Here is a 20585-nt window from a genome sequence, read left to right on the forward strand (position 1 = left end):
TTATATAATTTACGTTTTTCAGGATTTTGATGCTTTTTTATGTTGGTATTACATTAGGATGTTTTGTTTGGAGAAAAGCGCTGAAGCCACGATTTGATTGCTTAAAATATCTTCCATTTCAAAAAGGTTCTCTTCTTCAATATAATTTGCTTCGGAATAATTATATAATTTCCAACGTTTTTTGTTGTATTCCAATGCTGTTAAGTTTTCAACCCAATCTCCAGAATTCAAATATAAAGTTGACCCGTTTTTAGTTTCTTGATGAATCATTTTTGGTTCATGAATATGTCCGCATATAACATAATCGTATTTTTTTTCGATGGCTAATTCAGTTGCCGTTTTCTCAAAATCAGAAATGTGTTTTACCGCTTTTTTTACACTTGCCTTTATTTTTTTAGAAAAAGAATAAGGCTCTCTTCCTATTTTGGATAAACACCAATTGACAAATCGGTTTGAAAGTATTAAATAATCATACCCTAAACCACCAAGTTTGGCAATCCATTTTGAATGTTGCACAGAGGCATCAAAAACATCACCGTGAAATATCCAGGCCTTTTTGTCATCGAGATTTAAAACTAACTTGTCTACTAATGCGAAATTACCCATATTCATATCGCTAAATTTTCGGAGCATTTCATCATGATTTCCTGTGATGTAGTAAACCTTTGTCCCTTTGGATGCAAAACTTATAATTTTTTGTATGACTTTTAAATGTGCTTTTGGAAAATAGGATTTTCGAAACTGCCATACATCTATAATATCACCATTTAATACTAGCGTTTTAGGTTTTATAGAAGATAAATAATTATAAAGTTCTTTAGCATGACTACCAAAAGTTCCAAGGTGTACATCAGAAATCACCACTAACTCGACTTTTCTTTTTTTCAATGTATTTGAATTTGAAGTTTACCAAATTAATAGAATTATTAGCAATAGAAATGGAATTAAAGGTTAAGAAATCTAAGACAAGATTAAATTAATATCAATAAATGTGAAATGTTTCTTAAAACTTTATCCCGAAATTTCGGGATAAGCTTTTAAACTTTAAACTAAAATGGTACTTTTGTTCAAAACTAATTATAATGGCAGGAAATAGCTACGGAACACTATTTAGAATAACAACTTTTGGAGAATCACATGGTGAAGCATTAGGTGGTATAATAGATGGTTGCCCTCCTGGAATAACTATAGATTTAGATGCAATTCAATTTGAAATGTCAAGAAGAAAGCCGGGTCAATCGGCTATAGTTACCCAACGTAAAGAGCCGGATGATGTACAATTTTTATCCGGAATATTTGAAGGTAAAACCACTGGAACACCAATAGGTTTTATTATTCCTAATACCAATCAAAAATCAGATGATTACTCTCATATAAAAGATAATTACAGACCCAGCCATGCTGATTATGTGTATGAAAAAAAATATGGTGTTCGTGATTACCGCGGTGGCGGACGAAGTTCTGCCCGTGAAACTGCCAGTAGAGTAGTGGCTGGAGCGGTAGCAAAACAAATGCTGTCAGAAATAAAAATCAATGCTTACGTTTCTTCTGTAGGTCCAATTTTTTTAGAAAAACCATACCAAGAATTAGATTTTTCAAAAACTGAAAACAATCCTGTGCGTTGCCCTGATGAAGCTTCAGCGGTAATTATGGAGGAATATATCCGTGATATACGCAAACAAGGTGATACTGTGGGTGGAACTGTAACCTGTGTGATTCAAAATGTGCCTATTGGTTTAGGAGAACCTGTTTTTGATAAGCTTCATGCTGAATTGGGAAAAGCCATGCTTTCAATCAATGCCGTAAAAGGATTTGAGTTTGGAAGCGGTTTTGATGGAGCCAGAATGAAAGGAAGCGATCATAATGATTTATATAATCCTGACGGTACTACTAAAACCAATCTTTCAGGTGGGATTCAAGGTGGAATCAGTAACGGAATGGATATTTATTTCCGTGTGGCTTTCAAACCAGTGGCAACCATTATGCAAAAACAAGAATCATTGGATAACAAAGGGAATATTACTGAAATGACTGGAAAAGGACGACATGATCCTTGTGTTGTGCCGCGTGCAGTACCCATAGTTGAAGCAATGGCAGCCATTGTATTAGCTGATTTTTATTTGATAAACAAAACCTATTAATATTAATTTTTGAAGCTTTTCCTGTTTTTTACTTTATTTTTCCTTGCTTGGCAGCAAACAAGAAAAAGATAGTATTGTAAAGAAAATTCACTGAAGACCTGTAAAGTTGAGTGAAGTAACGGGTTAAGACTAAAACCTAACAATCAATTTAATGAACACCAAAACAACTAAAAAACCATCTTTTTTTTCAGGATTAACGGGACAAATATTAATTGCGATGGTTTTAGGTGCTATTTTAGGCATTGTAATTCATAATTCCATTTCGCCAGAAGCAGCTCAAGGCTTCAGTGCAAAAATTAAAATCTTGGCAACAATTTTCATTCGATTAGTTCAGATGATTATTTCGCCATTAGTTTTTACAACACTTGTTGTGGGAATTGCAAAACTGGGAGATATTAAAGCTGTTGGAAGAATTGGAGGAAAAGCAATGGGTTGGTTTTTTACAGCCTCATTCATCTCTTTATTATTGGGAATGTTTTTTGTAAACATACTAGAACCGGGAGTTGGTCTTAATTTATCAAATGTTGATTTGGCTTCTGTTTCTGAAGTTACTGCAAAAACTCAAAATATATCTTTTGAAAATTTTATAGAGCATATTGTGCCTAAAAGTATTTTTGAAGCAATGGCGACCAATGAAATTTTACAAATTGTGATTTTTTCTATTTTCTTTGGTTTAGCCGCAGCATCATTGGGAGATTATGTTAAGCCAGTTACAAATGCTTTAGATAAAACATCTCACATTGTTCTTAAAATGGTGAATTATGTAATGAAATTTGCTCCAATAGGGGTTTTTGGAGCCATTGCAGGAGTTTTCGCTGTAAGAGATTTTCAAGAATTAGCGATTACCTATTTCAAATTTTTTGGTTCATTCTTAGTTGGAATTTCATCACTTTGGTTGGTATTAATTGTGGTGGGTTACATTTTTCTAAAAAGCAGAATGACTGTTTTACTTAAAAGAATTGTAAGTCCTTTGATTATTGCTTTTGGGACAACCAGCAGTGAAGCAGTTTTTCCAAAATTGACAGAGGAATTAGAGCGTTTTGGAGTAAAGGACAGAATCGTTTCTTTCATGTTGCCATTAGGTTATTCATTTAATCTGGATGGGAGTATGATGTACATGACTTTTGCCAGTATTTTTATTGCTCAAGCTTATGGTATTGATTTAGATCTAGGAACACAAATGACCATGCTTTTAGTTTTGATGCTTACCAGCAAAGGAATTGCAGGTGTACCTAGAGCAAGTTTAGTTGTAGTTGCAGCTACTTGCGGTATGTTTGATATTCCAATTGAAGGAATCGCATTAATTTTACCAATAGATCATTTTTGTGATATGTTCCGTAGTGCAACAAATGTTTTAGGAAATGCCTTAGCTACATCAGTTGTAGGACAATGGGAAGGTAATGATGAAAATGAAACTGTAGCTTCAGAATAGTTATTACGGTACCTTTTCCAATAAATAACATCTTTAACCTGCTCAATTAGTTGAGCAGGTTTTTTTTTGGATTTAAAACCTCAGAATTTTAATTGTTTCTTATTTTAAAGGTAGCATTGCTGTTTTTAAAAAATGTGCTTATTCAATTTTATTTTAATAGATAATATGCACTTATTCCCCTTTTTTTTATTAATAAAATGTATATTTGATAAACTCTAATTGTTTATGTATCATTTACGTATTGTTTTGTCGCTATTGTTTGTATTAAATTGTTTTAGTGATAATTCAATTGCTCAAACAAAAACATATTCTAAGCAAGAAATCACTAATCTTACTGACGAAGCTTCCCGATACTTAAAGGAGTCTAATTTTGAGAAATCTCTGGATATTTCTAAATTGGCACTTCGCTCCTCCATTAATGCTAATGATTTATATTCAACAGCCATTTCCTATATTACAATTGCGGCAAATTATGCCGAGATGGCTGAATTTGATAAAGCAATATTCTTCTATAACAAGAGTTTATCCTATGCTGATAAGACGAGTAATGACACATTAAGAAAACGGATAAATAATAATTTAGGAAATATCTATTGTTTTGAGAAAAAGCAATATGAAAAAGGCATAAATTTTTACGAGAACTCTCTTAAATACAGTCAGAAATTAGCAGATACCAACCAGGTTTTTATGACTAAACTTAATATTGCCTGGGCTTATTTTGATATTGGTCTTTTTGAAAAAGGTTTCCCAAGTTTAGAATTCATCAACAAATACAATAAAAAATATGGTGATGAAACAAACGCTGTAGCTGTAAATATGCTAAATGGAATGTATTATGGTTACAAAGGAGTCCATGATAAAGCAACATCATCTTTTATCAATGCTATAAAATTTGGAAATGAAGGAAATGAAAAATCAGATTTATCCTTTTCATATCTTGAATATTCAAAATATTTATTGAAGAAAGGTGATTATAAAAATGCCTATGAAAATCTCGCCCGTTACAACATAATTACTGACGAACTATATAACGAGGAAAAAATAAAGAAAGCTAATTTAGCCGGGATAAATTTAGAATTAGATGAATACAAAAGAGAGATAGATAAAATTGAAACGGAGAAAGTGGCTCAGCTTCAAAGTTTAAGGAAATCAAAAATCATTGTATTGCTATTTGGGGTAGTTTTTTGCTTTCTGTTATTATTGCTTTATACTTTATTCAAGAATAATAATTTTAAGAAAAAAGCCAATGAAAAGCTTTCTCAAACAAATATAGAATTGCTGGCTGCCAAAGAAAAAGCAGAAGAAGCGTCTATATTAAAATCACAATTTGTCTCTACAATCAGTCATGAATTAAGAACTCCTTTATACGGTGTAGTAGGGATTACAAACATGCTGCTTGATGAGCATAAAGAGTTAGCCGGTAGTCCACATTTAAGTTCTCTTAAATTTTCTGCCCGATATTTATTATCATTAGTGAATGATATTCTACAAATTAATAAAATTGAAGACAATAGAATTGTTCTTGAAAATTTAACTTTTAATATTTCTGATGAAATTAATATGGTTAAAAGTTCATTATCATTTATAGCTAAAACGAATGATAATGTAGTTCATGTGAATGTTGATCCTAATATTCCGGAATATTTAATTGGTGATAAGTTAAGACTTTCTCAAATCATTATGAATTTAGTCAGTAATGCATTAAAGTTTACCAAAAAAGGAGAAGTAAGCATAAATGTAAACTTGGTGAAAGTAGAAGGTAAATCCCATTTTTTAGAATTTAAAATTCAAGATAACGGAATAGGAATTCATGCTACAGATCAGGAAAAGATTTTTGATAAATTTGTTCAGGTTAGCAGAAAAGAAACGGATTACCAAGGAACCGGTTTAGGTCTTTCTATCGTAAAACAAATGTTAGGATTGTTTGACAGCGATATTTCACTCGAAAGTGCCATAGGAAAGGGAACTTCATTCAAATTTGTAATTGCATTTGAATTTAATCCTGAGCGAACAACTGAAATTATTAATAACATTCAAGTAGACATGAGTTCAACCCAAACCGTTAATGTTTTAGTAGTAGAGGATAACCATATAAATCAGGTTATTACCAGAAAAACGATAGAAAAGAACAACTATAAATGTAGTGTTGTTGACAATGGTTACGCTGCATTAGAAATATTAGAAAAAGAGAATTTTGATGTGATATTAATGGATATTAATATGCCTTTAATCAATGGTTTTGAAACAACAAGAAAAATCCGTCTTAAAGGTATTGGTATACCCATTGTAGCATTGACGGCATTTGATAAAACAGAAATAACCGAAGAAGCCCTTTCTGCCGGAATCAATGATATAATCATAAAACCTTTTGATTCGATTAAATTATTTGAAATCATCAGTATTTTAATATCAAAACCTAAAAGTATCGCTTAATTTATTTTTATATAATCCTGTTTTTAAAAATTGTTTGATGATGAATTTTAATAGATTTTGTATAAAAATTAAAATCGTTAAATCTTCAAAACCAATTATTGATTCCAAGGATTTAACGATTTTTAAGGCGTTATCTAATAACTACTATTGAATACTATTTATTTGATAGCTATAGTTTTATTTGCTTTTTTCTTGCCAATTTCTTTTTTGGCAATGTCCACATGCAAAATTCCATCTTTATAACTGGCTTCAACTTTACTTTCATCAATATATTCAGGTAAAGTAAAAGTTCTGCAGAATGATTGATAATTAAATTCTTTTCTGACGTAATTATCTTTTTTTCTTGTTTCTTCTTTCTCTTCCTTTTTTTCGGATGAAATCATAAGCATATTGTTGTCAATTTCAACTTTGAAATCTTCTTTTTTCATTCCCGGAGCAGCTAATTCCACTTGCAATTTATCATCAGTTTCTTTTAAATTCACCGAAGGTAAATTACTGCCAATAGCAGTAAAATTTTTATCATTCCAATCAAAAAGATCTCTTGAAATAAAATCATCGAAAAATGTATTCACAGTGGGAAATAAACCGTTTCTTTTTACTAAAGTTTCCATAGTTTTATGTTTTAATTGTTTGAAATAAGTTAAATCAAATTTAATGATATTATTTATTTACAAATATTATTTAACTTATAAAACGTTGAAAATAAGATATTTAACGATAAAATACCTTTTTAATTTAAACTTAAAAAGGTATTTCTTACGGATGAAAACAAGTATTAAATATTTTTAATACCAGCGTTTTTTGTTTTGTTTAGAAACTTCTGATTTTCTCGATTTGTGAGCTCCACCGCTTCGGTTTGAATTTTTTTGTTGGGATCCAGGAGCAGTTTCAGGGCTTCCTGAATGCCAAGGATAAGGATGATCATTTACGGTTTTTACATCCACTTTTATTAGTTTTTGGATGTCTTTCCAATAAGTATGCTCGTCCTTACTGCAAAAAGAGATTGCAATACCGCCATTTCCGGCACGACCTGTTCTACCAATGCGGTGAACATACGTTTCTGGAATGTTTGGTAAGTCAAAATTGATTACAAAAGGCAATTGGTCAATATCAATTCCTCTGGCTGCAATATCAGTAGCGACCAAAACACCAACTTCTTTATTTTTGAAAGCATCCAAAACGCGTTGTCTAGCATTTTGTGATTTGTCACCGTGAATGGCTTCTGCGGCAATATTGTTTTTTCGCAATGCTTTTACAACATTATCAGCACCATGCTTTGTTCTTGAAAAAACCAAAACATCGGATAGATTTTCATTTTTAATTAAATGATATAGTAAGTTCCTTTTTTCTGTTTTGTCAACAAAATAAACACGTTGTTCTACATTTTCAGCAGTTGAAGATACAGGAGAAACTGTTACTGTTGCAGGATCAGTCAAAAACATTTCAGCTAATTCTCGTATTGCAATTGGCATTGTAGCAGAGAAAAATAATGTTTGTCTGTTTTTTGGCGTAAGCTTTACAATTTTCTTTACATCATTCACAAAGCCCATATCCAGCATTTGATCCGCTTCGTCAAGAACTAAAGTATGTAAATGGTCTAAATCAATAAAACCCTGTTTGTGTAAATCTAGTAGTCTTCCTGGTGTTGCAATTAAAATATCGACACCGTTCTTTAAAGTGTCTACTTGTGGATTTTGTGAAACTCCACCAAAAATGGTTAGTTGTGTCAGGTTTGTGTATTTTCCGTACGTATCAAAGCTTTGTCCTATTTGAACAGCTAATTCACGGGTTGGAGTAACAACTAAAGCACGAATTTGTTTGGCTTTTTTTGAAGAACCTACAATTCGATGCAATTGATGTATAATCGGAATAGCAAATGCGGCTGTTTTTCCAGTTCCAGTTTGTGCGCAACCTATTAAATCTCTTCCTGATAATACAATTGGGATAGATTGTTCTTGAATAGGTGTTGGGTTAAGGTAGCCTTGTTCAAATACGGCTTTTTGTATACTTTTTGAAAGTGATAAATCTTCGAATAACATATTTTTGGTATTTAATATCCTGTATTATGTACATAGATAGTGCGACAAAGATAGTATTATTATTTTTGATGGTGGATTACAAGGTATTTAGGGGTACAACTTCTGGATTTTGAATTCAGGAATTCATCAATAAAACAGACTAAATAGTATTAGATTTAATAAAATCAGTTACTAAATATCCTATAAGTTTACCTATCAGATGATTGTTTTTTTCTTCCCCTAAATCTGGTGCGCCTTCGCAAATATGCAAATAGGTCGCATTTTTATTTTTTGCAAAATAGGATATAAATTGGCGCAGTTGCTCCACTGAGAAACCACTCAAAGTCATTGCGCTACAAGCTATATTAGGAATGGAATCCAGATCTATCTCAATTCCAAAAAAATCTTCATTTATAAATTCTAAAGCTAGAGCCATTTCTTGATTGAAATCTTTTTCTTTTCTAATGTTTACGCTATCATAAGTATTGTAGCGCACACGGTCTTCTATTTTTTTAATGATGTCCAATACACTTTTGGAAGTGTAATTTTCGTGTAAACCAAAAATAAAATATTTCTTTAAAAACCCTTCTTCAAAAGCATATGAAAAACCATTACCGCTGTGACGTCCTTCTAAAATTCTAAAATCGGAATGAGCGTCAAAGTTTATAGCATTGATAGGTTTTCCTTTAGCAAGAGCGGTTCCTTTTATATTTCCATAGGAATTATTATGTCCGCCACCTATAATTATAGGAATTTTGCCCAGTTTTATAATATTGAAAATTATATGAGAAACATCTTTATCAATTTTTTCTACCAGTTGGCTTAATTTAGATCGATCATCAATATCATTAAAATCTAAATGCTCTACTTCTTTCATTTCGGCACTAACATTTAATTGGCCTAATACAAAAAGTTGACTTCCTTTACAAAATCGATTATGCTGAATATTAGCGATACTTTTAATGGCGCTATCCCATGCTGATGCTGCACCAGGCCTGCCATAATTAGCTCTTATGCCTATATCTTCCGGAATTCCAAACAATACATATTTTGCGTCACAAGTCTTTAAAAACTCAATAGCATCAGTCTCTTTTGGAACGGTTATCATTTTCTCTCCAAATTTTATTTCACCACTTCTATGGTTCGTAATTTTAGCAAGATCTTTGATGGTAAACGGGATAATTTTTTCCATTAAAAAAAATATTTTTTTTCCAAAAATAATATAATTACGTTAACTTACGTTATTACGTGGTTATATATTGTTAAATTTGTAAAATAAATTAAATTAAATTAAAAGATGGAAAATCAAAAAAGCAGTTCAAGTCTTAAAGCGGTTATAGCAGTATTAGCTATTTTATTAGTGGGAAGTTTAGTTTATATTTTTAAAATGACTTCAGATACCGAAATCGTTAAAACAGAATTGAAAACGACATTAACTGAGAAAGAATCAGTTATGAAAGATTTACAAGAATTAAAATCAACCTATGATGCTGCAATTGCAGAAAATACATCTATGTCTGAAGAGTTAATTCAAGAAAGAGATAAAGTGGTAAACTTAATGTCTGATTTAAGTAAATCGAAAGGGGATGTAGCTTCATTATCGAAATACAGAACTCAATTCAATGCTTTGCAAGGAAATATGAAAGTTTTAATTGCTGAAAATGACAACTTAAAAAAGGCAAATACAACACTTACTACACAACGTGATAGTACAGTTGTAGTATTAGGAGAAACTAAAAAGAATGTTGAAGCATTGACAGGTCAAAATGAAGAATTGGCTAAAGCGGTTGAAATCGGTTCAAAATTGACGGTTTTAAACACTAGAGGTTCTGCTTTTAAATTAAGAAGTTCAGGAAAACAAATTGAAACTGATAAAGCAAGCAGAGCTGATGTTCTTAGAGTTAATTTTACAATAGCTGAAAACCAAATTGCTAAATCTGGTGATAAAACATATTATGTTCAAGTAATTGACAGTAAAAACAATGTTTTAGGCGATAAAAAAACAGAGACTTTTGGAGACAATACTTTAACATATAGTTTTTTAACTAATGTGAAATATGAAAACAAAACAATCAATGTCACAGAAGATTTAAGAGGTAAAGATTTTGCTAAAGGGACGTACTATATCAATATTTTCGATAGAGATATATTAGTTTCTAAAACAAGTTTTGTTTTAAGATAACAACAATAGTTGACGTAATAAAAAAGAGGAACGTAATGTTCCTCTTTTTTTATGCAAAAATTTTACCTTCTATCAATACAGTATCAATTAGATTACTGCCAAAAGCGTAGGGCAATTGATAATAGGAGGGAATAGGTTTTGTAATAATCAGGTTTGCTTTTTTACCAATGGTTATACTTCCGTGGGTTGCTGAAATTCCCATGGCATAAGCTCCGTTTATTGTAGCCGCATTTATGGCTTCTTCGGGAGTCATTTTCATTTTGATACACGCAGTAGCAACAACAAAGTTCATATTTCCTGATGGAGTAGAACCTGGATTATAATCGGTTGCAAGAGCTAGAGGAAGTCCGGCAGTTATCATTTCTCGTGCCGGCGTATATGGAATACTCAAAAAATAAGAACAGGATGGTAACGCTACAGGCATTGTTTCTGTATTTTTTAAAGCTTCAATATCTTCTGTTGTCATAACTTCTAGATGGTCAACCGAAAGTGCATTGTATTTAATTCCAGCCTGAATTCCGCCAATAGAGTTGAATTGATTGACATGTATTTTTGGCTTTAAGCCAAATTTAATCCCAGCTTCCATTATTTGTTGGGTTTCATCAACAGTAAAATAACCGGTTTCACAAAATACATCGATGAATTCTGCCAGTTTATTTTTGGCAATTTCAGGTAGTATTTCGTTAATGATTAAATCTATATATCCTTGATGATTTCCTTTAAATTCTAATGGGAAAGCGTGAGCACCCAAAAAAGTTGCTTTAATGGTTATTGGATAGTTTTGCGCTAAACGTTGAATCACGCGAAGCATTTTTAATTCTCCTTCAACTGTTAATCCATATCCTGATTTGATTTCTACAGCGCCAGTTCCTAAACGCATGACTTCTTCAAGCCGTGCTTTGGATTGATTATAGATTTCTTCTTCGGTCGTTTCATTCAATTTTTTAGCTGAATTTAAAATTCCCCCACCACGATTGGCAATTTCCTCATAGGTCATACCATTGATTCGATCGACGAACTCTTGTTCTCTATTGCCGGCATAAACAATATGGGTATGACTGTCACACCAAGATGGTAAAACCATTTTTCCGGTGGCATCAATTGTTTTGTCAGCAGGTATTTGAGGTAGATTATCCATAGAGCCAAAATCAGCAATTAAATTGTCTTTAATTACTAAAAAGGCATTTTTGATAGTTGGAAGGATTGCCATTTCAGCACCGGAAACTTTAGCTATAGCCGTTTCTCGAATCTGAAGTAACTCTTTTATATTGATAATTAACGTTGTCATTTTATATGATAATTACTCTGAAATTTTGATTTCAAACATTTTATTCCAGTTTTTACCGGTTACAAAAATGGTTTTTGTTTTTGGGTTGTAAGCGATTCCGTTTAAAACGTCAGTATCTTCTAATTTAGCAATTTTTGTAGTCAAATCTGCAAGATTAATTATTCCCTCGACCGCTCCATTTTTAGGATTAATGACAGCAATTGCATCTTTTTGGTACACATTTCCATATATTTTTCCGTTAATCCATTCCAGTTCGTTTACTCCCTTTACTTTAGATTTTAAAGAGTAAACATTGATATGGTCAATCGCATTAAAAGTTTCAGGATTTAATACATGTATCGTTTCAGAACTATCAGTCATATATAAGTTTGTACCATTACTCACTAAACCCCAGCCCTCCATATTTTTGTAATACGGAACTGTTTTTTCTTTTTTGAAAGTATCTGCATTATAAACATACGCTTCATTATTTTTCCATGTCAATTGATATACTTTGTTGTTTAGAATTGTAATTCCTTCGCCAAAATATTGAGCATCTAGTTCTACTTTCTTGTAAACTTCCCCAGTTTTATAATTTGTTTTTCTTAAGCTGGAAATTCCTCTTTTTCCAGATGGACCTGATCCGTTTCCTGTACCTTCATAAAGCGTATCACGGTAAAATTCTAATCCTTGAGTGTACGCTTGAATATCGTGCGGATATGTATTTACTATGGTATACTTCAATAATTTTGGCGCAATATTAGATACTAATTCTACTCTTGCGGTCGCTTCTGAGTTTTGTCCCTCATAATAAACTAAAGCCTTTAGGTTTTGATAGCCTAGTTTTTGATCTTTTAATTCAAAAATTAATTTGTCAACTCCTTTTTTTGAACCAATTTTTTTGTCATTCACATAGTAAATAATACTGTCAATAGTTTTTGAATTGGAGTTCAAAATTTCCAAAGAAAGTGCTTCTTGAGGTTGGTATTGTTCCTTAAATTTTGAATTATCAAAGGTAAATAAAGAATTTTCACCTTTTTTTGTATCACCACAGTTAACGAATAAGGTTCCTAATAAAATGATAGATAGTATGTTATAATTTTTCATAATGTAAAATTTGAATACCCCAATATACAACGTTATTTTAATAGGTGCAAAGCACTTGCAAAAATATAAAAAGGTTGTATATTTGCACCGGCAAGTCCTACACGACCAGCTCCTGCAGACTCCCCCAGGATGGGAACATAGCAAGGGTACGTGGTTGAGCGGTGCGATGTAGGTCGCTTGCCATTTTTTATTTCTTACAAAAGTAGTCTTCCTTCGGGAGGATTTTTTTATTTTTGGACTATTCTAACTGAAGTTGGGTTTAGCTTTTTGTAGTTGTACAAGATGTCAAAAAACTTTAGACTTTAAACCTTAAACAAAATAAATGAATAAAGTAGTTCTAATTACAGGAGGTTCTTCGGGAATAGGGAAATCTATTGGCGAATTTTTGCATCAAAAAGGTTTTGTTGTTTATGGAACCAGCAGAAATCCGGAACGAGTTTTAAATTCTGTTTTTCCATTGGTAGCTTTAGATGTTCGGGATGCAGATTCTATTCATACGGCTGTAGCCAAAGTAATTGCTATTTCAGGAAGACTGGATGTTGTAATTAACAATGCCGGTGTGGGAATTACAGGACCATTGGAAGAAATTCCAATGCATGAAATCAAGAACAATTTTGAGACTAATTTTTTTGGTCCAATTGAAGTGATGAAAGCCGTTTTACCACAAATGCGTTCGCAAAAATCAGGATTGATTATCAATATTACTTCAATTGCCGCGTATATGGGTTTGCCATACCGAAGTGTTTATTCAGCTTCCAAAGGCGCTCTTGAACTCATCACTGAAGCGTTACGTATGGAAGTGAAATCCTTTGGTGTTCATATTACGAATGTGGCTCCGGGTGATTTTGCTACTAATATTGCTTCGGGACGTTATCATGCTCCGGTTATAAGAGGTTCTGCTTACGAAATTCCGTACGGGGATTCACTAAAAACTATGGATGAACATGTCGATAGTGGCAATAATCCTAATGAAATGGCAGAAGCGGTGTATAAAATTATCCAAACTCCAAATCCTAAAATTCATTATAAAGTAGGTGTTTTTATGCAAAAGTTCTCGATTGTCTTGAAGAGAATTTTACCAGATAAAGTATATGAAAAAATGCTTATGAATCATTATAAGTTGTAATTTTGCACCGAATTTTAGTAGCGTGAGATTAAGAGGAGAACGCCAGTGGCTGTCAAGTATTTGAATTTACGTATGCATGAGGGATTGTAGCGGCATCCTTTTTTGTGGCGCTGTGCAAAGCAAAAGCGGAACAAAAAAGATACAGCGAAAAGCCCGACCCGAAGTTTTTTACGAAGGGTCATGCCCAAATTATAAAACACACAATTAAATAGATATATTATGAAGTTTTTTATTGACACGGCTAATTTAGCTCAAATTAAGGAAGCACAAGCATTAGGCGTTTTGGATGGTGTTACAACTAATCCATCATTGATGGCAAAAGAAGGAATCACAGGTAAAAACAGCATTTTGAAACATTACGTTGACATTTGTAACCTAGTTGATGGTGATGTAAGTGCCGAAGTAAATGCTTTGGATTACGAAGGAATGGTTAAAGAAGGAGAAGAATTAGCAGATTTACATGAGCAAATCGTGGTAAAATTACCTATGACTAAAGAAGGAGTTATGGCTGCTAAATACTTTTCGGATAAAGGAATTAAAACGAATGTAACTTTAGTATTCTCTGCTGGTCAAGCTTTATTGGCTGCAAAAGCTGGAGCTACTTATGTTTCTCCGTTTATTGGTCGTTTAGATGATGTATCTACTGACGGTTTGGCTTTGATTGAAGAAATTAGATTGATTTATGATAACTACGGTTATGAAACTCAAATTCTTGCTGCTTCAGTTCGTCACACGATGCATATTGTAAACTGTGCAAAAATAGGTGCTGATGTTATGACTGGACCATTATCTGCCATTTACGGTTTATTGAAACACCCATTGACTGATATTGGATTGGCACAGTTTGTTGCTGATTTCGAGAAAGGAAATAAATAGATTTGAGATTTCAGATTGCTTTGCCTGTTCGCCTTTCAGGCTCGGGTAACGATTTTTGATTTGAGATTTCGATAAATAAAAACTCCCATTTTGCTAAGCATAATGGGAGTTTTTTATTGGTTTGGTTTTGGTTAGTTTGTGTTGAAATTAGTGTCCTCCACCAACTTCTATTTCTTTTCCGATTCCTTGTTTTTCTAAAATTCCAATTACTTTCCAACCATAGAATGCTATGAATGCAAAACACAAAACTGGAATGAAATAAGAAGGATGAATTCCAATGATATCAGCAAGTTTTCCTTGTAGTGGCGGGATAATTCCACCACCTAAAATCATCATTACCAAGAATGCGGATCCTTGTGATGTATATTTTCCTAATCCGGCAATTGCCAATGAGAAAATACAAGGCCACATAATACTTAAAAATAAACCACCGCTCATAAAAGCAAAAATAGCAGTTGTTCCAGTAGTTAATAAACCAATTATCATGGCAACCATTCCCATTAAACCAAAAATCATTAAAGTTCTTGATGGTTGATCTTTCCCTAAAAAGAAACCTGCAATTTGGAATAAAATTACTAATGCGTAAGCATATAACGGTGTAACATCTTGTCCAGAAATTGCATTAGCAGTCAATACCACTCCAAATGCTACATAAGGAACAACGATAAGTAAAATTTTTCTTAATTGAGATGATGGGTTAAAAACGGTGATAGCTCCAGCCCAACGACCAATCATTAAACTTCCCCAATACATAGACATATAAGGTGCTAATGCAGGTCCAGAAATAGAACCAAAATCAGCAGTTACCAATAATTCTCCAAGATTACTTCCAATAGTTACTTCGACACCAACGTAAGCGAAAAGCGCTAACATTCCCAAAACTAATTGTGGGTATTTCATAGCACCCCAACCTTCAGGATTTTTCTGAGCTGTAGTATTGGCAAAAAACAAACCGATAACTACAACTAATAATGTAGACACAGTTAAGGCTAAACCTAAATAATCCTTCTCTTTATTCTCGATGAAACGAGTGATAAATTCAGAATCTTCATAACGAGAAAATATATAAGCAAAAATAGCTACCAGAATTACTGTGATAGCAATAAGCGTTTTCATTGCTTTGCTGGCTGTTTCAAAAGTAGAGTCACTTTTACCCGCTGGCAATTTTTTAGAAAAATGAAATAATGCTGCAGCTAATAAAAATAAACCTCCAACAAATACATATAATATTCTCATTGAATCCAATGAGTTTTCTTTTTGAGCAAATTCTTCAATATTTACTCCGGCAACAACACCAAACAAGGCAATAGAAACAACTATTGGTCCTATTGTAGTTCCTAATGAATTGATTCCTCCAGCAAGATTCAATCTACTTGAAGCAGTATGTGCTTCTCCTAAAGAAGCAGCAAATGGTTGTGCAGAAGTTTGTTGTAGTGAAAAGCCTAATGCAACTATAAATAAAGCTCCTAAAATAAATAAATAACTTCCCTGTGTTACAGCTAAGATCATTAATACAGCTCCAAATGTACTAATCAATAGTCCGTAGATAATTCCTTTCTTGAATCCCCAAGCATTTAAAATGTCCTTTTTTGCGATGCTGCTAAAAATAAATAAAAGTAATGCTCCAATATAATATGCTCCGTAAAAAGCAAAATCTATAAGTTGACTTTGAAATTGATCTAAGCCAAACTTGGCTTTACAAAAAGGGATAAAAATACCGTTTGATGCTCCAATAAATCCCCAAAAGAAAAATACGGTAATGAGCGTATAAAGTGCGGAATTGTTAGACTTTGTTTGTTCTGAATTCATAATTTTAAATTGGTTAATGATTAAGTTAATTACATTTATAGCTGCAAGACCGTAAATATATTTGTTAAGTAAATTAAAAAAAAATTATTTAGAATAAATATTGTTAGAATTATAGAATAATCACTTTTTGTTAAAAAACGATGCTTTTTTTTCGAAGTTTTTGCTTTTTCAAATAAAAATATTGAAATGGAATTTACTCTAAAATTTTACTTTTTACATCTTTGGTGTAATTTCTACCAATTGGTAGCGTGTAAGAAAGGATTTGTATCCTGTTGCCTTCGATTGATTTTACTTTATCAATGGCTATAGTGTACGATTTATGGATGCGCATGAACCTATCAGCAGGTAATTCTTCGGATAAAGAGGTCAATGATTTGTGGGTAATATAAGTTTTATCCGTTGTAACTACTTTTATGTATTCCTTCATTCCTTCAATAAACAGGATTTCATCTATTGTTATTTTGACCATTTTCTTATCTACTTTGATAAAAATATGTGGCTCAATTTTATGCGGTTCAATTTTAATATTGTTTTTTAAATTGAAATCGGCTTCAATTTTATGAATGCATTTTATAAATCTTGGTAAGGGTATTGGTTTTACTAAATAGTCTAAAACATCTAAATCGTAACTTTCGGCAGCAAACTCTCTAAAGGCAGTCGTGATAATAATTTTGGTCTTGTATTCTATCAATCGAATCAATTCAAAACCGGTCATCATTGGCATATTAATATCTAAAAAAACAGCATCGACAGAGTTGCTGTTTATAAATTCTAGAGCCTCCAGTGCATTATTGAATGTACCAGTAATTTCAAAGTCGGCAAAATTATTAAAATAATTCTGCAATACTTTCATGGCTAATGGTTCGTCGTCAATCAAAACACATTTAATCTTCATTAGATAGCGGTATTTGTAAGCGGATGATATAAAAATTGAACTTTACCTGTTGTTCTAATTTATATTCTTTCTTGAAAATTAACTTTAATCTCTTCTTGGTATTCGTTAATCCAATTCCTTTTTTTTCTTTAAAATCTGGTGAAAGTACAAAATTATTCAGCATTTCAAAATCAAGTATGGATCCTTCAATAATTTTACAATTTATCTTTATTTTAATATTGTTATTATTTATCCCACCGTGTTTAAAGGCATTTTCCACAAAGGAAATCAGCAGTAATGGCGGTACTTTGACTTCATCAATGTTTGATTTCAGGTTTATACTTACCTCTACGTTTTCAAAACGGAGTTTTTCAATTTCAATATAATTTTGAATATAATCTATTTCATTTATTAATGGTACAAATTTAGTGTCTTCGATATCATATAATACATATTCCATCAATTTTGACAACTTAATAATTACATCGGGAACTTTATTTGAAGATTCCAGTGACAATGCGTATAAATTGTTTAGGGTATTAAAGAAAAAATGAGGCTGAATCTGATTCTTTAAATACTTCAGTTTCATCTTGGATTGATTCTCAATTATGGCTCTATTTCGTTCTCTTTCTTTGAGCCAAATTTGGGTAAGATAAATAGATGAAGCAATCGCCACAACATATAATTCACCAATGCAAACAGCTACAATATGATTGATGTCAAATGGTTTGTAGTCTCTATTAGCTTCTGGCCAAATATCCTCAGAAATAATGTAATAGGTTAATCCTGTTTTTAATAAGTAGATGATCATTAAACTAAAAAGTAAAGCAACTGTATACTTATAATATTTTGATGTTAATATATAGCGGGGAATAAGAATAAATAAATTGAAATAGACTAATGGAATATGCAACGAAAATTCTAAAACATTAGATTTAAAAGAATATTCATAATCATTGAAATACGCTCCCCATCGTAGAAAGTTCATTAAAAAAAACAATCCCCAAAACCAAAAATGATTTTGAAGTTTGCTATCGAATTTTTCCTCGTTGGTATGCTTCATTTTTTGTTGGAATTATCTTTTGGAGTAACCATTTTTAAAGAAAGTGATTTTTATGGGACTTAAATCATTTGACACTAAAAAATCTTTTTAAATAAAAATATCAAAAATATGCAAATTGATAAGAAAAACTCATAATTGTTGCAGTTGAAAAACGCGTTGTTGACAAAATTGTGTCGTTGGTTTAAAATAAGCTACCGTTGGTATAAATTATTTTCTCAGGAAAAGCGTTTTATTTAATTTTATACTTAGATTAAAACAATTAATATCAACGAAGTAATTAAATCGAATAAATAAAAATAAAATGAAAAGTGCTTTAGAAATTAAACCTGACATCAGCTATAAAAGTGCCGGTAAATTTGAAGAAACGAGATTTGAAAAAATCCACAATGAAATTTTTAAAAACTCAGTAGAAGCGTCTGTTATTGTCGCTCAGGAAATTGCACAATTAATTAGATCCAAACAAGAAGAAAATAAACCTTGTGTTCTAGGTTTAGCAACAGGATCTTCACCAATAAAAGTATATGAAGAATTGGTGCGAATGCATAAAGAAGATGGCCTTAGTTTTAGTAATGTAATCACTTTTAATTTGGATGAATATTATCCAATGACAAAAGAGAACAATCAGAGCTATCATTATTTCATGCACCAACACCTTTTCAATCATATTGATATCAATCCGGAAAATGTAAATATTCCAGACGGAACGGTAGTTATCGAAGAACTGAATCAATATTGCATTGATTATGAAATGAAAATAAAAAATGCAGGTGGACTTGATTTTCAATTATTAGGAATTGGTCGTACAGGTCACGTTGGTTTCAATGAGCCGGGTTCGCATATCAATTCAGGAACTCGAATAATTACTTTGGATCATATCACTAGAGTAGATGCTTCATCAGATTTTAATGGTATTGATAATGTTCCTAAAAGAGCTATTACGATGGGTGTTTCTACGATTCTAAGGTCTAAAAGAATTGTATTGATGGCTTGGGGACAAAATAAAGCCGATATTATAAAAAGAACAGTTCAAGGAGACATCAGTCCTGAAGTTCCTGCTACTTTTTTGCAAAATCATACCAATACTACTTTTGTTTTAGACCAATCGGCAGCTTCTGAATTAACCCGATTCAAAACGCCTTGGTTAGTGGGAGAATGTATTTGGACACAAGAGTTAAAAAGTAAAGCGATTGTTTGGCTGTGCCAAAAAACAGATCAATCAATTTTAAAACTAACCGACAGGGATTACAATAATAATGGTATGTCTGATCTTTTGGCTTTAGAAGGCTCTGCTTACGATTTAAATATCAATATGTTTAATGTATTACAACATACGATAACTGGATGGCCAGGTGGAAAACCGAATACGGATGATACATACAGACCGGAACGCGCTAATCCTGCTAAGAAAAGAGTAATCCTTTTTAGTCCGCATCCAGATGATGATGTAATTTCTATGGGAGGAACTTTTTCAAAATTGATCAAACAAGGACATGATGTTCATGTGGTGTATCAAACTTCAGGAAACATAGCCGTTACTGATGATGAAGCTTTAAAATTTGCCGAAGTTTGTAACGATTTTATTGGTGCGGATGAAACTAAAATTAATTTCAAAGCAGTTATCAATTTTCTAAATAACAAAACAGAAAACCAGATAGATTCATTAGAAGTTCGAAAATTAAAGGGTTTAATAAGAAGACGTGAATCGTATGCTGCCACAAGATACATTGGATTAAAAGATGAAAATATTCATTTTTTAGACCTGCCTTTTTATGAAACAGGACAAATAAAGAAAAATCCATTAGGAACTGAGGATGTAGCCATAGTTGCAGCTATAATTGCAAAAATTAAACCCCATCAAGTTTTTGCTGCTGGGGACCTTGCTGATCCGCATGGCACGCATGAAGTTTGCTTGAATGCAATTTTTGCAGCAATGAAACAACTGAAACCAGAGCCTTACATGAATGATTGTTGGTTGTGGTTGTATAGAGGTGCTTGGCACGAATGGGATATTCACGAAATTGACATGGCAGTTCCTTTAAGTCCAGATGAAGTTTTACTAAAAAGACACGCCATTTTGTACCATCAATCTCAAAAAGATAGGGTAATGTTTCAAGGAAACGATTCTAGAGAATTTTGGGTAAGAGCTGAAGATCGAAATAAAAGTACAGCAAAATTATATGATAATCTAGGTCTTGCTGAGTACGAAGCTATCGAAGCTTTCAAGCGTTTCGACTATTAAAAATTAACTTTATAAACG

The 20585-nt window shown here is 32.2% G+C and carries 16 protein-coding genes and 1 other RNA gene; 8 read left to right on the forward strand and 9 right to left on the reverse strand.

Annotated elements, in window-relative coordinates:
• Positions 1-48 precede the first annotated feature (48 nt).
• Complete coding sequence (locus C8C87_RS06000) at positions 49-888, reverse strand: UDP-2,3-diacylglucosamine diphosphatase (RefSeq protein WP_099715658.1); 840 nt, start codon at positions 886-888, stop codon at positions 49-51.
• Between the two features lie 194 nt (positions 889-1082).
• Between C8C87_RS06000 and aroC the strand changes: the two genes are divergently transcribed.
• The 3 genes from aroC to C8C87_RS06015 all read left to right on the forward strand — a co-directional run bounded on the left by aroC (position 1083) and on the right by C8C87_RS06015 (position 6006).
• On the forward strand, positions 1083-2141 hold the full coding sequence (gene aroC / locus C8C87_RS06005; protein ID WP_121341961.1) for a chorismate synthase: 1059 nt from the start codon (positions 1083-1085) through the stop codon (positions 2139-2141).
• A gap of 151 nt (positions 2142-2292) precedes the next feature.
• Positions 2293-3573: a dicarboxylate/amino acid:cation symporter gene (locus C8C87_RS06010; protein WP_099715656.1), complete on the forward strand. Its 1281-nt coding sequence runs from the start codon at positions 2293-2295 to the stop codon at positions 3571-3573.
• Between the two features lie 225 nt (positions 3574-3798).
• Positions 3799-6006, forward strand: coding sequence for a response regulator (locus tag C8C87_RS06015; RefSeq protein WP_121341962.1), 2208 nt, complete (start codon positions 3799-3801; stop codon positions 6004-6006).
• 158 nt (positions 6007-6164) lie between these two features.
• On the opposite strand, the gene C8C87_RS06020 is transcribed toward C8C87_RS06015, so the two are convergent.
• From C8C87_RS06020 to C8C87_RS06030, 3 genes are all read right to left on the reverse strand, one after another.
• Positions 6165-6617, reverse strand: coding sequence for an Hsp20/alpha crystallin family protein (locus C8C87_RS06020; RefSeq protein ID WP_099715654.1), 453 nt, complete (start codon positions 6615-6617; stop codon positions 6165-6167).
• 174 nt (positions 6618-6791) lie between these two features.
• Positions 6792-8045: a DEAD/DEAH box helicase gene (locus C8C87_RS06025; protein ID WP_121341963.1), complete on the reverse strand. Its 1254-nt coding sequence runs from the start codon at positions 8043-8045 to the stop codon at positions 6792-6794.
• Positions 8046-8184: 139 nt separating this feature from the next.
• Positions 8185-9216 carry a formimidoylglutamase gene (locus tag C8C87_RS06030; RefSeq protein ID WP_099715652.1) on the reverse strand — a complete coding sequence of 344 codons (1032 nt, stop codon included), beginning with the start codon at positions 9214-9216 and terminating at the stop codon, positions 8185-8187.
• A 105-nt stretch (positions 9217-9321) separates the two neighbouring features.
• Between C8C87_RS06030 and C8C87_RS06035 the strand changes: the two genes are divergently transcribed.
• On the forward strand, positions 9322-10206 hold the full coding sequence (locus C8C87_RS06035; RefSeq protein ID WP_099715651.1) for a hypothetical protein: 885 nt from the start codon (positions 9322-9324) through the stop codon (positions 10204-10206).
• A 49-nt stretch (positions 10207-10255) separates the two neighbouring features.
• Here C8C87_RS06035 and hutI read toward each other — a convergent pair whose 3' ends face one another.
• Positions 10256-11494, reverse strand: a complete 1239-nt coding sequence (hutI, locus tag C8C87_RS06040) for an imidazolonepropionase (RefSeq protein ID WP_121341964.1) — start codon at positions 11492-11494, stop codon at positions 10256-10258.
• A 12-nt stretch (positions 11495-11506) separates the two neighbouring features.
• A complete protein-coding gene (locus tag C8C87_RS06045) occupies positions 11507-12580 on the reverse strand; it encodes a glutaminyl-peptide cyclotransferase (RefSeq protein ID WP_121341965.1) in 1074 nt (357 codons plus the stop codon).
• A gap of 88 nt (positions 12581-12668) precedes the next feature.
• Between C8C87_RS06045 and ffs the strand changes: the two genes are divergently transcribed.
• The 3 genes from ffs to fsa all read left to right on the forward strand — a co-directional run bounded on the left by ffs (position 12669) and on the right by fsa (position 14582).
• Positions 12669-12766: signal recognition particle sRNA small type (gene ffs / locus C8C87_RS06050), an RNA gene on the forward strand.
• A gap of 136 nt (positions 12767-12902) precedes the next feature.
• On the forward strand, positions 12903-13706 hold the full coding sequence (locus tag C8C87_RS06055) for an SDR family oxidoreductase (protein ID WP_121341966.1): 804 nt from the start codon (positions 12903-12905) through the stop codon (positions 13704-13706).
• Positions 13707-13925: 219 nt separating this feature from the next.
• Positions 13926-14582, forward strand: coding sequence for a fructose-6-phosphate aldolase (gene fsa, locus C8C87_RS06060; RefSeq protein ID WP_099715647.1), 657 nt, complete (start codon positions 13926-13928; stop codon positions 14580-14582).
• Positions 14583-14729: 147 nt separating this feature from the next.
• On the opposite strand, the gene C8C87_RS06065 is transcribed toward fsa, so the two are convergent.
• The 3 genes from C8C87_RS06065 to C8C87_RS06075 all read right to left on the reverse strand — a co-directional run bounded on the left by C8C87_RS06065 (position 14730) and on the right by C8C87_RS06075 (position 18328).
• Entirely contained in the window at positions 14730-16391 is a 1662-nt protein-coding gene (locus C8C87_RS06065) for an MFS transporter (RefSeq protein ID WP_121341967.1), read from the reverse strand.
• A gap of 193 nt (positions 16392-16584) precedes the next feature.
• Positions 16585-17286: a LytTR family DNA-binding domain-containing protein gene (locus C8C87_RS06070; RefSeq protein ID WP_099715645.1), complete on the reverse strand. Its 702-nt coding sequence runs from the start codon at positions 17284-17286 to the stop codon at positions 16585-16587.
• Complete coding sequence (locus C8C87_RS06075; RefSeq protein ID WP_121341968.1) at positions 17276-18328, reverse strand: sensor histidine kinase; 1053 nt, start codon at positions 18326-18328, stop codon at positions 17276-17278. Before C8C87_RS06075 ends, C8C87_RS06070 begins: the two co-directional genes overlap by 11 nt.
• Before the next feature lie 301 nt (positions 18329-18629).
• On the opposite strand from C8C87_RS06075, the gene nagB reads away from it, so the two are divergent.
• Positions 18630-20567 (forward strand): glucosamine-6-phosphate deaminase, encoded by a 1938-nt coding sequence (nagB, locus tag C8C87_RS06080; RefSeq protein WP_121341969.1) that lies wholly within the window; start codon positions 18630-18632, stop codon positions 20565-20567.
• Positions 20568-20585 lie beyond the last annotated feature (18 nt).

Origin of the sequence: Flavobacterium sp. 120, from assembly GCF_003633605.1 — a bacterium.
Taxonomy (GTDB): Bacteria; Bacteroidota; Bacteroidia; order Flavobacteriales; family Flavobacteriaceae; genus Flavobacterium; species Flavobacterium algoritolerans.

Bases quoted from the DNA above. Each gene is read 5' to 3' on its own strand.
- C8C87_RS06075 (WP_121341968.1), bottom strand. From the start codon at position 18,328: ATGAAGCATACCAACGAGGAAAAATTCGATAGCAAACTTCAAAATCAT.
- C8C87_RS06070 (WP_099715645.1), bottom strand. From the start codon at position 17,286: ATGAAGATTAAATGTGTTTTGATTGACGACGAACCATTAGCCATGAAA.
- hutI (WP_121341964.1), bottom strand. From the start codon at position 11,494: ATGACAACGTTAATTATCAATATAAAAGAGTTACTTCAGATTCGAGAA.
- C8C87_RS06020 (WP_099715654.1), bottom strand. From the start codon at position 6,617: ATGGAAACTTTAGTAAAAAGAAACGGTTTATTTCCCACTGTGAATACA.
- aroC (WP_121341961.1), top strand. From the start codon at position 1,083: ATGGCAGGAAATAGCTACGGAACACTATTTAGAATAACAACTTTTGGA.
- C8C87_RS06015 (WP_121341962.1), top strand. From the start codon at position 3,799: ATGTATCATTTACGTATTGTTTTGTCGCTATTGTTTGTATTAAATTGT.
- C8C87_RS06055 (WP_121341966.1), top strand. From the start codon at position 12,903: ATGAATAAAGTAGTTCTAATTACAGGAGGTTCTTCGGGAATAGGGAAA.
- C8C87_RS06030 (WP_099715652.1), bottom strand. From the start codon at position 9,216: ATGGAAAAAATTATCCCGTTTACCATCAAAGATCTTGCTAAAATTACG.
- C8C87_RS06035 (WP_099715651.1), top strand. From the start codon at position 9,322: ATGGAAAATCAAAAAAGCAGTTCAAGTCTTAAAGCGGTTATAGCAGTA.
- C8C87_RS06065 (WP_121341967.1), bottom strand. From the start codon at position 16,391: ATGAATTCAGAACAAACAAAGTCTAACAATTCCGCACTTTATACGCTC.
- nagB (WP_121341969.1), top strand. From the start codon at position 18,630: ATGAAAAGTGCTTTAGAAATTAAACCTGACATCAGCTATAAAAGTGCC.
- C8C87_RS06045 (WP_121341965.1), bottom strand. From the start codon at position 12,580: ATGAAAAATTATAACATACTATCTATCATTTTATTAGGAACCTTATTC.
- C8C87_RS06010 (WP_099715656.1), top strand. From the start codon at position 2,293: ATGAACACCAAAACAACTAAAAAACCATCTTTTTTTTCAGGATTAACG.
- C8C87_RS06025 (WP_121341963.1), bottom strand. From the start codon at position 8,045: ATGTTATTCGAAGATTTATCACTTTCAAAAAGTATACAAAAAGCCGTA.
- fsa (WP_099715647.1), top strand. From the start codon at position 13,926: ATGAAGTTTTTTATTGACACGGCTAATTTAGCTCAAATTAAGGAAGCA.